This is a genomic window from Streptomyces purpureus, assembly GCF_014648195.1.
In the GTDB taxonomy this organism is placed as follows: domain Bacteria; phylum Actinomycetota; class Actinomycetes; order Streptomycetales; family Streptomycetaceae; genus Streptomyces; species Streptomyces purpureus.
Genome location: NZ_BMQQ01000026.1, coordinates 1 through 12,360 on the forward strand (window position 1 = coordinate 1; position 12,360 = coordinate 12,360).

General features: G+C 71.9%; 12 protein-coding genes. 5 read left to right on the plus strand and 7 right to left on the minus strand.

Annotated features, from left to right (window positions below):
• Nucleotides 1-1,346: NAD(P)/FAD-dependent oxidoreductase (locus IEZ01_RS26545; protein WP_373287670.1), on the plus strand; the 1,346-nt coding region annotated here is incomplete at its 5' end.
• On the opposite strand, the gene IEZ01_RS26550 is transcribed toward IEZ01_RS26545, so the two are convergent.
• Nucleotides 1,333-2,070: a hypothetical protein gene (locus IEZ01_RS26550; RefSeq protein ID WP_019888173.1), complete on the minus strand. Its 738-nt coding sequence runs from the start codon at nucleotides 2,068-2,070 to the stop codon at nucleotides 1,333-1,335. The two genes, IEZ01_RS26545 and IEZ01_RS26550, sit on opposite strands and share 14 nt — an antisense overlap.
• Nucleotides 2,071-2,434: 364 nt before the next feature.
• On the opposite strand from IEZ01_RS26550, the gene IEZ01_RS26555 reads away from it, so the two are divergent.
• From IEZ01_RS26555 to IEZ01_RS26565, 3 genes are all read left to right on the plus strand, one after another.
• Nucleotides 2,435-3,151, plus strand: a complete 717-nt coding sequence (locus tag IEZ01_RS26555) for an AfsR/SARP family transcriptional regulator (RefSeq protein WP_189204159.1) — start codon at nucleotides 2,435-2,437, stop codon at nucleotides 3,149-3,151.
• An 85-nt stretch (nucleotides 3,152-3,236) separates the two neighbouring features.
• Nucleotides 3,237-4,301 carry a ferritin-like domain-containing protein gene (locus IEZ01_RS26560; protein WP_189204161.1) on the plus strand — a complete coding sequence of 355 codons (1,065 nt, stop codon included), beginning with the start codon at nucleotides 3,237-3,239 and terminating at the stop codon, nucleotides 4,299-4,301.
• A 30-nt stretch (nucleotides 4,302-4,331) separates the two neighbouring features.
• Nucleotides 4,332-5,525, plus strand: coding sequence for a hypothetical protein (locus IEZ01_RS26565; RefSeq protein WP_189204163.1), 1,194 nt, complete (start codon nucleotides 4,332-4,334; stop codon nucleotides 5,523-5,525).
• A 191-nt stretch (nucleotides 5,526-5,716) separates the two neighbouring features.
• Here IEZ01_RS26565 and IEZ01_RS26570 read toward each other — a convergent pair whose 3' ends face one another.
• Together IEZ01_RS26570 and IEZ01_RS26575 are read right to left on the minus strand one after the other, a co-directional pair.
• The gene (locus IEZ01_RS26570; RefSeq protein WP_189204165.1) at nucleotides 5,717-5,974 is read right to left on the minus strand and encodes a hypothetical protein; all 258 of its coding nucleotides are present in this window, start codon (nucleotides 5,972-5,974) and stop codon (nucleotides 5,717-5,719) included.
• Nucleotides 5,975-6,204: 230 nt separating this feature from the next.
• A complete protein-coding gene (locus IEZ01_RS26575; protein ID WP_019888168.1) occupies nucleotides 6,205-6,642 on the minus strand; it encodes a hypothetical protein in 438 nt (145 codons plus the stop codon).
• 108 nt (nucleotides 6,643-6,750) lie between these two features.
• On the opposite strand from IEZ01_RS26575, the gene IEZ01_RS26580 reads away from it, so the two are divergent.
• Nucleotides 6,751-7,509, plus strand: a complete 759-nt coding sequence (locus tag IEZ01_RS26580) for a GntR family transcriptional regulator (RefSeq protein WP_189204167.1) — start codon at nucleotides 6,751-6,753, stop codon at nucleotides 7,507-7,509.
• 144 nt (nucleotides 7,510-7,653) lie between these two features.
• Here IEZ01_RS26580 and IEZ01_RS26585 read toward each other — a convergent pair whose 3' ends face one another.
• From IEZ01_RS26585 to fbaA, 4 genes are all read right to left on the minus strand, one after another.
• Nucleotides 7,654-7,878: a hypothetical protein gene (locus tag IEZ01_RS26585; protein ID WP_189204169.1), complete on the minus strand. Its 225-nt coding sequence runs from the start codon at nucleotides 7,876-7,878 to the stop codon at nucleotides 7,654-7,656.
• A 97-nt stretch (nucleotides 7,879-7,975) separates the two neighbouring features.
• A complete protein-coding gene (locus IEZ01_RS26590) occupies nucleotides 7,976-9,208 on the minus strand; it encodes a helix-turn-helix domain-containing protein (RefSeq protein ID WP_019888165.1) in 1,233 nt (410 codons plus the stop codon).
• Nucleotides 9,209-9,335: 127 nt separating this feature from the next.
• Entirely contained in the window at nucleotides 9,336-10,769 is a 1,434-nt protein-coding gene (locus IEZ01_RS26595) for an MFS transporter (protein ID WP_189204171.1), read from the minus strand.
• Between the two features lie 272 nt (nucleotides 10,770-11,041).
• Nucleotides 11,042-12,064, minus strand: a complete 1,023-nt coding sequence (gene fbaA, locus IEZ01_RS26600) for a class II fructose-bisphosphate aldolase (RefSeq protein ID WP_019888163.1) — start codon at nucleotides 12,062-12,064, stop codon at nucleotides 11,042-11,044.
• Nucleotides 12,065-12,360: the final 296 nt, after the last annotated feature.

Here is a 12,360-nt window from a genome sequence, read left to right on the forward strand (position 1 = left end):
CCCGGCCGGCCCGCTCAGTCGCGGGCGGCACCCGGCCGACGAACTGGAACCCCGCCGCGGCCGACACCCGGCCGGCCGGCTCGGCCGCGGGCGGCACCCGGCCGACGAACTGGAACCCCGCCGCGGCCGACACCCGGCCGGCCGGCTCGGTCGCGGGCGGCACCCGGCCGACGAGCTGGGACGCGATCGTCGCGGGCGCCGGGCCGGCCGGCTCGGTCGCGGCGCTGTGCCTGGCCCGGGCGGGCCACCGGGTCCTGCTCCTCGACCCCCAAGCCCCTCGACCCCCAGGCCCCCGCCCGCGAGACCCTCGGCCGGGACACCCGCTACGGCCGCGGGGAGCGGGCCCGTACCGGATCGGCGAGACCCTGCCGCCCGCCGCGCGGCCCCTGCTGCGCGATCTCGGGCTGCTGGCCGGGCTCGACGCCGACGGGCATCTGACCTGCACCGGCACCGACGCCGCCTGGGGCTCGGAGGAGCTGTACGGGCGCGGGCACGTCATGGACCCGCACGGCCACGGCTGGCACCTGGACCGCGTCCGCTTCGACGCGTTCCTGCGCGGCGCGGCCGAGGACGCCGGCGCCCGGCCCATGTGCGGCGTGGCGGTACGCCGGACCGGCTGGCCCGGGGCGTGGCGGCTGGTGGTGCGCGAGCGCGGGGTGGAGCGGGAGCTGGCCTGCGCGTGGCTGGTGGACTCCACCGGCCGGCGTGCGGTGATCGGCCGGCAGGGCGCCGTACGGCTGCGGCAGGACCGGCTCGTCGCCGCGTACGCCCTGCTGACCGGCCCCGTACCGGCCGACCAGGACCTGCGGACGCTCGTCGAGGCGGCGCCGGAAGGCTGGTGGTACACCGCGCGCGTGCCGGCCGGGCGGCTGGTCGCCCACCTCACCGACCTCGACCTGGTCGATCCCCGGCTGCGCACGGCCGCCGGGTTCCTGGAGCGGGCGGCCGGCACCCGGCACGTACGGACCCGGCTGGACGGCTACGCCGCCGGGCGGGTGCCGGACCCGCGGTGGGCGCCGGCCCATGGGCAGCGTCTTGCCTCGCCGGCCGGGCCGGGCTGGGTGGCCGCCGGGGACGCCGCGCTCGCGTGCGACCCGCTCTCCTCCCAGGGGATCCTGACGGCCCTGCACACCGGCGCCCGCGCGGCCGCGGCCGTCGACGGCTGTCTGCGCGGCGATGCGGGCGCCCTCGCCGCGTACCGCGCCTTCGTCGACGGGATCGCGGCGCGCTACCTCGTCCTGCACGCCAGGGCCTACGCCGACGAAGTCCGTTGGGTGTCGTCGCCGTTCTGGGCGCGGCGCCGCCCGGCGACGGCCGCGCTCCCCGGGGTCCTCACGCCGGGTTGAGGCAGATGTTCTGAGTGGTGCCGGCCATGGTCGCCCGGTCCAGGACGACGAGCCGGTTGACGTATCCCTCGCGCATGACGAGCAGCGAGTACGCCGACCACATGCCGTCGATGAGGGCGATGAACTGGGCGTTCGCGTCGAAGGTGGTGGTGTAGAACCCGTCCGTGATCCAGGACCAGGGCAGCAGTTGCTCGTTGGAGCAGTCCCGCAGGATCAGGGTGACGACCCAGGGGAAGTGGATGTCGGGGACGGTGGTGTCGCCCCGCTGGGACCCCAGCAGGGAGCCCTCCTCGAAGACCCCGCTCCTGCGCCCGCTGCCGGTGGCCTGTTCCGCGACCGCGGCGAACCGCTTGTGCATCGGGTTCCGCAGCCGCGCGGTCGAGCCGTGGCCCTCGGCCTGGCGCAGGGAGATCCGGACGAACGCGGTGAGCTTCACGGCGAGGTCGGCCTCGTCGTACACGGGGAAGAACTCGGGGGGCACACACGGCTCGTCCGGCAGGTTGTCGAGCGGCGGGAACAGGTTGTCGAGCGGCGGGAACCCGATCGTGGCCGGGTCCACCTCCTGGGTCTGCAGTTTCTTGAGGAGGTCCTCCCAGTCCACGATGGGCATGGGCAGGCCTCGGAGCTGGGCACCCAGCTCGTAGATGAGCGCGGTCTCGGGGTGGGCCGTCAGCAGTCGGGCCTCGAAGGACCCCTGGGACGCGCCGGCGTTCTGGTTCACCATCGCCAGCTCCTGATCGAAAGGTGTATTGGTTGGAGGGGGAGGGGCCCGCGCGCGCGGGGGTCGTCCGAAGCGGCGACGGTACGAAGCGGGTGTCCGAAGCAGCGGTCGTCCGAGGCGGGCCGGGCGGTGAGGACGCACCAAGGGCCGGGCAGGGCCGCCGACTTGATTGGTCTGCGGCGGCCCGCGCTGGGGCGCTTCTTGTGCGGTCACTCCCAGTCTCCCCCTGGGCGCCGGGTCCGGCAAACGCGGTCCGCGCCTGGGCGCCGGCCCGGCTCGGCGCGCCGCCTCCGGCCCGCTGTCGTACGGTGAGAAGACGCCTGTTCGGCTCGGTCGTGCCCGCCAACGCACCCTGGGAGAAGGGCAGATGTCGACCGTCACTCCTCCTCGCCCTCCTCAGCTGCGGCTGCTCGGCCAGTTCCGTCTGGAGTCCACCGCCGGGCCGGTCGATCTGTGCGGCAACGCGCAGCGGCTTCTCGCCTTCGTAGGGCTGCGCGGGCACGTCAGCCGCAGCGTCCTCGCCGGGACGCTGTGGCCGGATGCCACCGAGGAACACGCCCGGGGCAGTCTGCGCACCACCTTGTGGAAGCTGCCGCACGGCGACCGGCCGCTCGTGCGGTGCGGCGGGGAGTCCGTGGCGCTCACCGACGCCCTGCGGGTGGACGCCCGCGCCCTGGCCGAGACGGCGCTCAGCGTCGTACGCGCGGAGGCTCCGTCCCCGCACGGTCCCATGCCCATGGTCCTGCTGGGCGGCGGTGAGCTGCTGCCCGGCTGGGACGAGGACTGGGTGCTCGTCGAGCGTGAGCGGCTGCGCCAGCTGCGGCTGCACGCGCTGGAAGCCCTCGCCGACGGGCTGACCCGGCAGGGCAGCCCGGGTCTGGCCCTGGAGGCGGCGCTGGCGAGCGTACGGATCGAGCCGCTCCGGGAGAGCGCGCACCGGGCGGTCGTGGCGGCGCATCTGTCGGAGGGCAATGTGATCGAGGCCGTACGGCACTACCGCGCGTACCGGCTGCTGCTCCGGGACGAGCTGGGCCTGGAGCCGTCCGCGCAGCTCGCCGGGATGATTCCGGTGGCCCTTCGATGACGGCGCGATGACACGGCGCTGACGGCACCGGCCTACCCTTTCCAGTGGATAAAAGGGTGCAAAAGCGGCACGAAAGGGGCTATCCATGACGTCGCTTCTCGAATACCGGAGCAACCGGATCGTCGAACTGATGGAGGAGCCCGCCGAGCGCCGCGACGCCGACTGGCTGAAGGAGTCGCTCCAGCAGGCGATGATGCTGGAACTCGCCACCCTGCCCCCGTACTTGTCCGCGATGTGGTCCATCGAGCCCCAGAGCGGGGACGTGTTCCAGGCGATCAGGCGGATCGTCTTCGACGAGATGTCCCACCTCGGCCTCGCCGGGAACATGCTCACCACCATCGGCGGGGTCCCCCGCCTCGGCGACGTGCACACGGTGCCGAAGTACCCCGGGCAGCTGCCCGGTGGCGTACGTCCGTCGCTGAAGGTCTTCCTGAGCGGGCTGACGAAGGAGTCCCTGGAACTGTTCGCGAAGATCGAGGAGCCCGACGACCCGATCGCGGAGGCCCGCTCGCACACCTCCATCGGCGCGTTCTACACCGCGATCCTGGAGGCGTTCCAGGACCACCCGGAGCTGATCACCGGGGCTCACCAGCTCGAACGGCGCATGGAGCACCACGGCGCGGGAAACAGCCTCGCGCCGCTCACCTCGCTCGCCGACGTCGAGGCGGCCGTCGACGTGATCAAGGAGCAGGGCGAGGGCACCTCCGCCTCACCGGAGAACCCGCACGCCGGGCAGAGCCCCGAACTCGCCCACTTCTACGTCTTCCGGGAGCTCTTCCACGGCCGCAAGCTGGTCAAGGTCGCCGAGAATCCTGACCGGTGGGAGTTCACGGGGGACCCGATCGCGATGCCCGGCACCCGCCCGATGGGCACCGTGCCCGAAGGCGGCTGGGGAGCTCCCGGTCACCCGGCCCCCGACGCCGAGACGCAGACGCTCCTGGACAAGGTCAACCAGAAGTACAGCCAGATGCTGGACCTCCTGGAAAGGGCCTGGAAGGCGGAGGACACGACCACGGCGGAGGGATTCCTCGACGACGCCGTCGGCGAAATGGTCGGCCTCAAGGGACCGGCCCGGCTCCTGATGCTCCGCGAGGTCCCGGGCGGCGGCGGCAAGACCTACGGACCGGAGTTCCGGTACGTCGAAACGTAGGGCCGGCCGGCCCGGTGAGGAACGAGTGCCATGAGCGAACAGAGCCAGGGCCTGGGCTGGGGCGAGGGCCGCTTCGAGGTGCCGCCGGATCTGCCCCTCGACGGCAGCCCGGACCAGGAACCGGAGGACTTCCGCGTCCCCGCCTACCCACCGCCGGAGGAGAGCCGCGCGGCGCTGGAGCGGGCGAGCGGTCTGCGGGACACGCGGATCCGGGACGCCCAGGAGGCCGTCACCGCGGCCCTGTTCAACGATGCGCGCACCCGGTACGGGACCGGGGCGCCGCGGGCCGCCGACTCCCTGCTGGGGGTCGGCACCATCCAGGGCGTCGGCGCGGGCAGGACCGGCCCCGGCGAAGGGGCGCCCGGCGCGGAGGTCCTGAGCGTGTGCGTGGCGGAGCCGACACCGGCCGACCGGGTCCGGGAGCTCGTCGTCGACGCCTTCGGCGTCCGCGCGGCCGCGGACCTCCCCCTGCGGGTGGTGCACAGCGGCCTGATCCGGCTGCAGACCCACACCCACCGGCAGCGACCGGCGCCCGGCGGCATCTCCGTCGGCCACCACACCGGCGTGCAAGGCACGCTCGGGTTCGTCGCGAAGGGGCGGGCGACGGCGGACGCGAACAAGGTCTTCCTGGTCAGCGCCAACCACGTCATCGCCAACAAGAACACCGCCGCCTTCGGCTCCTGCATCGTCCAGCCGTCCCCCGCCGACGGCGGCCGCTGCCCCGGCGACCGGGTGGCGATCCTCGACCGCGTCCTGGAACTCGACCTGACCTTCACGTCACCGAACTACGCCGACTGCGCCCGAGCCTGGTGCTACCCCGGCGAGGTGGTGCAAAGCCCGTCCCAGGTCCACATCGTGCCCGGCTTCGGCCCCCAGCTCTTCGGCATCGGCAGCACGGCCCAGTTCCCCGTCGTCAACACGGTGGTCGGCAAGAGCGGCTGCATCACGCAGATGACCTACGGAAGGGTCGACGTCCCGTTCTGGAACGGCCTCGTCTACGACACGACCACCTCACCCCCCACGGCGCTCCCCTTCAACGGCCAGACCCTGATCGTCAGCCCCGGCTACGCCTTCTCCTGGCCCGGGGACTCCGGGGCGGTGGTGTGGAACTACGACGCGTCCGTGAACCCGGTCGGCCTGCTCATCGGCGGCAGCCCCACGGGCGTCTCGGTCTCCACCCCCTTGCCATGGGTCCTGGACTACCTGGACGTCGACCTGGTCTAGGTCCCTGGCTCGGGTACGGCCCGTCTGACGGGCCATGTGCTGGTACTGCGCCAGGTGCGTCAGGATGTCGTCCGCCGGCGCCGAGAGGGCGTGCCGGTGCTCGACGCAGGCGTAGACGTCGCGGCCGGCCCGGACGGCTACGAGTGCGGCTGGACGCTTGCCGCACTGCTCGCACGCGGTCGAATCGTTGGTCATCGGTTCCGTCCGATCGAGGGTCGGGGACTGTGCACGACGCCGGTCCCGCGCCACAGACGCCCGGTCGCGGACGTACGTGCCAGGTAGGCGCTGATCTCGTCCATGCCACTCCCGGCGGGCAGGGGATCGAGCCCGAGCGCGATGTGCACGCGCCGGGTGACGCGGGACAGCTCCCGCCATCGCGGTCCGGGCCACGGGACGGTCATGAGGTACTCGGGGTGGCCGTAGTCGAGCGCCACCGCCGCGTCACTCACGGACACAAGCCCACCCACCTGCGTCGCAGGCTCACGCCCCGACGAGAGACCGAGCCCCCGGGCCAGCCCGAGCAACAGGCGGAGGGGGTCCCGGGGTGACGCTCCACCGGCGAGCGGGTCGTACGCGATCAGCATGCAGGCCCGTGGCACGAGGCCTGCGTCGATCCAGGTGGAGACTGCCAGGTGCTCCAGGGCCGGCGGGTCAGGAAGACGTACCGAATACCGTGTGCTCACCGCTTCCGCCTCCGGGGGCATCGGTGCGACGAACCCGCCGTGAACAGAGGCTTCTCGTCCGCGCTCCGGCGGGATGCCTGGATCTCGTACGGTCCCCGGCCCAGGCTGCACTCGTCGAGCCTGCACTCGGACGACGGGTCCGTGCCGGCCCTCGGGGCGCTGGCGCCGGAGGGTTGGAGTGGTGAGGTCACCGGCCTTACGTCCTTGTCGAGTTCGGCCCAAACAAACGCGCGGTCTGGGGCACGGTGGTGGCCGTATCGGTCGGCATGGCCGAGGGCCACGAGGATGGCCTGCCTGCCGGCGCTGCTCAGGTCGTCGGGAATGGCGGCCTCGATCCGGATGTGGTGCACCTCGTCAGTGATGCTCGGCTTGGCCTCGATTGCCGCATTGAGCATGCAGACGATGGCCACCGTCCGGGTTTCCATGCTGGGCACAGCTCTCCCCTGTGATCAGCGCGTCACGTTTCGTGATGCTGAGTATTCAGCTTCAACCTGATGGGTTAGCTTTGTCAACATCGACTGGACCACCCTCGGAGTGCGCATATGCCCCGCGAAAAGCCTTACCTTGAGGTGGCTGACGCCTTGCGCGTTCGAATCAAGTCCGGTGAGTGGGCCGTCGGTGAAAAGCTGCCCAGCCGCGCCCGTATCGCCGACGAGTACGGCGTCGGCCAGTCCGTCGCACAGTGCGCCATGGAACGCCTCATCATCGAGGGCCTTCTCGAGGGCCGCGCCGGATCCGGCACCTACGTCCGTCGCCCGCGTGAACGCCTCCGAATGGTCCGCTCCCGCCACCGCGAGCGCCGCGGCGGCAGTCCCTTCCGCGCGGACATGCGCGAGCAAGGCAAGGCCGGCACCTGGGAGTCACGCAGCACCGCCCGAGTGCCGGCCCCGGAGCGGATCGCCGAGCGTCTCGCCATTGAGCCAGGTGACCCGTGCGTCCACACCCGCTATGAGTTTCTCGCCGACGGGCAGCCCGTTCAGCTGTCCGAGTCGTGGGAGCCGATGTCCATCACCGACGGAACTCCGATTGTCCTGCCCGAGATGGGCCCCCACGCGGGCGCCGGAGTGGTCGAGCGGATGCGGTCCATCGGTGTCATCGTCGACGTGGCAGTCGAGGTGCCGCGCCCGGCCCGCGCAACTCAGGAGCAGGCCAATCTGCTCGGCATTTCCGTCGGCGACCTGATCACCGAGATCGAGCGCACGTACTACACCGCCGAGGGGCGACCTGTGGAGACCGCCGACATCACGGTGGCCGACGTGCGATGGGAGATCGCCTACGAGATCGGCATCCAGCACGACTGATCTCAAAACGGGCCATGGGGGGCACTCGACGGCTCAGGGCACACGCGCGGTGGGCGTATTCGTGGCGCGGCGGCCCGGTCACGGTCGCGACGGCGCGGACGCACACGTCAGCCCCGGCCTCGGAGCAGTAGATGCACGGTCGGCTCATCCGAACGCCTCCGCTCGGAGCGGAGGCGGGACGCCACGAGTGGTCAGCAGGGTGAGGCACGCCTGCAGGGCCTTCGCCTCGGCGCGGGACAGGACGAGATCGCAGTGTCCCTGGGACCGGTCGACGGTCCACAGCTCCAGCGGAACGCGGACCTCGCCGGTCTCGGAGTCGCCTGTGGACGGTGCATCAGGGCGCAGTGAGGCATGCCAGGGCCGGGCCATGTGGTCCCCCTCGGAGTGACGATGACGGACCGTCACCGTAGAGGTGCTACCCGCGAATAGCGGGGACAGATTGTCCCCGTATCCCGGTCTGTCCCTGTCAGCCGGCCTCTCGCAACCCGATCCGTTCCGCGAGCTTCGCCGCCTCCGGGCGGAGCGCCCGCGGCGCGTCCCGCCACAGCTCGGCCACCGCGGTGCGGGCCGACGGGGTGAACGCGACCGTCTCGGCCCCGATCTCGTGCGCCAGCCGCATCACATGCAGTGCGGCCGTACGGTCACCACGCTGAAGGTGGCCGCGCGCCACCTCGACCCACAGGCGTGCCCGGCGCTCGACGGACGGCATCGCGTCGGGGTCGATCTCGTCTGCCAGAGAGAGCGCTTGACGGGACGTGTGCAGATCCACCGCCACCGACACCTCGTGGAAGTCGACGTTCGCCCGGCTGAACACCGTGCTGGGGTGGACGTATGCCGCGGGCAAGCTCTTCGCGACCTGGTCGCCGGCTTTCCAGAACCGCCACGCCGTCCCCGCCTCGGCCTGCCTCGCAGCTGTTACCGCGGCGTGCAGCTGAAGCGCACCGTACACACCACGCCAGTCGTCAGGAGCTGTCTCCAGGTGCGGCCGGAGGAGGTCGGCGGCCTCGGTGACGACGCGAAGTGCATCCTCCGGATACGCCGTCTCTCGCAGGATGTTCCCCATGTTCCACGCCGCCGCGCCGATGGCCGCCGGATCGTCCGCGTCCTGGGCCGCAGTCATTGCCCGGTCCGCCACCACCCACGCCAACTCTGGGGGTGCGAGGTAGGCGGTCGCCTGCCCTGTCAGCCGGTACACGTCGGACAGCGCGACCTGCGCCGCGCGCCGCTCGACACCCTCCGCTGTCCGTGCGACAGCCTCGGCGTGTCGGATGAGTGTGGGCAGCAGCCTGGCGACCTCGCTGCGGTTCTGGGGGGAGGCGTGCCACAGCGACCACGTCTGATCGATACGCCCTTGGAGCTCAGCGACGTCCACAGCGCTGTCCGCTCGGGTCGCGGACAGGCGCCGGGTCATCACGGCATCCCAGATCGCGGGCATCCCCGGGTGGTGCAGTCGGCCTGTGGGCACGGTCTGCCGGGCGCCCTCCGCGCCGGTGATGATCGACGCGTCCCGCAACTGCAGTGCCGCGGCCAGGCGAAGGATCAACTCATTGGAGCGCAGCTCCCGTTCGCCTGTCTCAATCTTCTTCAGCCAGTCCGGGCCACGACCGCACATGCCGGCCAGTACCTCGCGCGACATGCCGCGCGACTCGCGCAGCAACCCGACCCGTTCGCCGGTGGTGAGATCGCTGGGGATGTCCACGGGGCGCCCCTCTCCATGCCGTTTCGTGTCAGCGTACGGCTGGGAGAGCGACGCGGGGGAGCGTCTGCCAGAAACAGTCAGGGCAGGAGTCGTACGACGAAGTCGGCCCCTCCATCCGGAGCGGCCGCTACGCCCGCTCCCCCGGATCCAGCGGCGGCGACGTCACCCCGCAGTGCACCTTGCACTCCGGATGGCAGTCGGCCGCCGCGGGCCTTCGGACCGTGGCCCAGGCGAGGACCGCGCCCGCCGCGAGGATGGCGGCGCAGAGCGGCATCGCCCGGCGGAAGGTGGACCCGAACTCAGCCGCCGAGCGGTACGCCTCCGGGCCCATTCCGGCGAGCAGGGGCAGCGCGGCGACCGCGAGGAGGCCGGCCGCGCGGGCGGCGGCGTTGTTGATACCGCTGGCCAGGCCCGCGCGGGACACGTCGACCGAGGACAGGACCGTGGCCGTCAGCGGGGCGACCAGGACGGTCATGCCGAGGCCGAGGACGACCATCGCGGGCAGCACGTCCCCCGCGTACGAGGCGTCCTCGCCGACGCGCAGCATCAGCAGCATTCCGGCGGCGCACAGCAGCGGGCCGACGGTCAGGGGGATGCGCGGGCCGATGCGCTCGCCCAGTTCGCCCGCCTTCGCGGAGAGCAGCAGCATCAGGACGGTGGTGGGGAGCAGTGCGGTGCCCGCGGCCAGGGCCGAGTAGCCGGAGACGACCTGGAGTTGGAGGGCGGCGAGGAAGAAGAAGCCGCCGAAGGCCGCGTAGACGCACAGGGTGACGAGGTTGACGGCGGTGAACTGCCGGGAGGCGAAGATGGACGGCGGCACCATCGGATCGGGCCGTCGGCGCTCGACGAGGACGAACACCGCCCCGATCAGGCCCCCTGCGGCTCCGGCCCACCACGCCTCGCCGATCAGCGCGTACGTCACAAGGCCGAGGGACGCCGCCCCGAGGACCGCGCCGAGCACGTCGAAGCGACCGTGGGCCGCCGGGTCCCGCGACTCGGGTACGTGGCGCAGTGCGACCGGGACGCAGAGCGCGGCGAGCGGCACGTTGAGGAGGAACACCCACCTCCAGCCGGGTCCGTCGACGAGCCAGCCGCCGACGAACGGTCCGATGGCGGCGCCCACGCCCCCGAACCCGGACCAGAGGCCCACCGCGCGGGCCCGGTCGTCGGGGTGGAAGCTGGCCTGGATCAGCGCCAGCGAGCCGGGGGTGAGCAGGGCGCCGCCGATGCCCTGCAGGGCGCGGGCGGCGATCAGCAGCTCGGCGTTGGGGGCGAGCCCGCAGAAGAGCGAGGCCAGCGCGAACCACACCACCCCGACGACGAACACCCGGCGCCGCCCGTAGCGGTCGCCGAGGGCGCCGCCGAGGAGGATGAGCCCGGCGAGGGTGAGCATGTAGGCGTTGACGGTCCACTGGAGCCCGGCCATGTCCGCGCCGAGGTCCCGCCCGATGTGGGGCAGCGCGATATTGACGACGGTGGAGTCGAGCAGCGCCATGCCGGAGGCGAGCACGGTGGTGAAGAGGAGCCAGCGCCCGGTCGCCGAGGCCATCCGGATGTCCATAGCCGCATCCTCCCCGCGCCGGGGGCCGTCGGCGACCGCAGGCCGGACCCGCCCGGCCCCGGTACGCATCCTCCCCGCGCCCGGAGCCGTCGGCGACCGCAGTCACGGCCGCGGTCGCCTTCGACGCGGGCGGCAACCAGCGGCGCCGCGCCCGGCCCGCGCACGGCCCCCGCCCGCCCCGCCCTGGTGCGCGGGACATGGCGAAGGCCCGGCCCCGCGCCGTGGGACGCGGGGCCGGGCCCCAGGTGCCGCCTGGAGTTCCAGGCGCCGTACTACTTGATGCGGGTGCCGGTGGAGCGGAGCGCCGCGCACGCCTCGGTGACGCGCTTGGCCATGCTCGCCTCGGCGAGCTTGCCCCAGGTCCGCGGGTCGTAGGTGGACTTCTTGCCGACCTCGCCGTCGACCTTCAGGACACCGTCGTAGTTCTTGAACATGTGGTCCGCGACCGGACGCGTGAAGGCGTACTGGGTGTCGGTGTCGAGGTTCATCTTCACGACGCCGTTCTCCAGCGCGGTGGCGATCTCCTCGGCGGTGGAGCCGGAGCCGCCGTGGAAGACGAAGTCGAACGGGGACGCCTTGCCGAACTTCTCGGCGACACCGGCCTGGAGGTCCTTCAGCAGCTCGGGGCGGAGCACGACGTTGCCCGGCTTGTAGACGCCGTGGACGTTGCCGAAGGAGGCGGCCAGCAGGTAGCGGCCCTTCTCGCCCAGGCCGAGGGCCTCGGCGGTGCGGATGGCGTCGTCGACGGAGGTGTACAGCTCGTCGTTGATCTCGTGGCTGACGCCGTCCTCCTCGCCACCGGTCGGGGTGATCTCGACCTCGAGGATGATCTTGGCGGCGGCGGCCTTGGCGAGCAGCTCCTGGCCGATGGCCAGGTTGTCGGCGAGGGTCTCGGCGGAGCCGTCCCACATGTGCGACTGGAAGAGCGGGTTCTCACCGCGGGCGACACGCTCGGCGGAGATGTCGAGCAGCGGACGGACGTAGCCGTCCAGCTTGTCCTTGGGGCAGTGGTCCGTGTGGAGCGCGACGGTGATGTCGTACTTCTTCGCGACGATGTGCGCGAACTCGGCCAGGGCGACCGCGCCGGTCACCATGTCCTTGCTGTGCTGACCGCCCAGAAACTCAGCGCCACCGGTCGAGATCTGGATGATGCCGTCGCTCTCGGCCTCCGCGAAGCCGCGCAGCGCGGCGTGCAGGGTCTGGGACGACGTGACGTTGATGGCCGGGTAGGCGAACTTGCCTGCCTTCGCCCGGTCGAGCATCTCGTTGTAGATCTCGGGGGTTGCGATGGGCATCTGTCCGCTCCTTGTGATGTGCGGGGGTGCGATATGTGCTGGCCCTGACCTGGGGGCGACGTCATCGTCGCCCCTATCTTGGCACACGCGAAGGGTGGACCGTTTCACGTGAAACAGTCCACCCCTTCGCAAAACCGCAGGTCAGAGCGGGTGTCCCGGAGAGCGGACGACGCGCCCCAGGTCACGACTTGGTCGCCGTGAGCTCTCGGAACGCCTCACAAGACATCCGGCGTCCCACCTGTCACAGCGTCAGCTCAGACCGAGCTCGTCGAGCGCGTACGCGGAGACGTACGACA

Coding starts and splice junctions, on each gene's coding strand:
- IEZ01_RS26580 (WP_189204167.1), top strand. CDS start 6,751: ATGCCCCGCGAAAAGCCTTACCTTGAGGTGGCTGACGCCTTGCGCGTT.
- IEZ01_RS26560 (WP_189204161.1), top strand. CDS start 3,237: ATGACGTCGCTTCTCGAATACCGGAGCAACCGGATCGTCGAACTGATG.
- IEZ01_RS26550 (WP_019888173.1), bottom strand. CDS start 2,070: ATGGTGAACCAGAACGCCGGCGCGTCCCAGGGGTCCTTCGAGGCCCGA.
- IEZ01_RS26595 (WP_189204171.1), bottom strand. CDS start 10,769: ATGGACATCCGGATGGCCTCGGCGACCGGGCGCTGGCTCCTCTTCACC.
- IEZ01_RS26585 (WP_189204169.1), bottom strand. CDS start 7,878: ATGGCCCGGCCCTGGCATGCCTCACTGCGCCCTGATGCACCGTCCACA.
- IEZ01_RS26555 (WP_189204159.1), top strand. CDS start 2,435: ATGTCGACCGTCACTCCTCCTCGCCCTCCTCAGCTGCGGCTGCTCGGC.
- fbaA (WP_019888163.1), bottom strand. CDS start 12,064: ATGCCCATCGCAACCCCCGAGATCTACAACGAGATGCTCGACCGGGCG.
- IEZ01_RS26565 (WP_189204163.1), top strand. CDS start 4,332: ATGAGCGAACAGAGCCAGGGCCTGGGCTGGGGCGAGGGCCGCTTCGAG.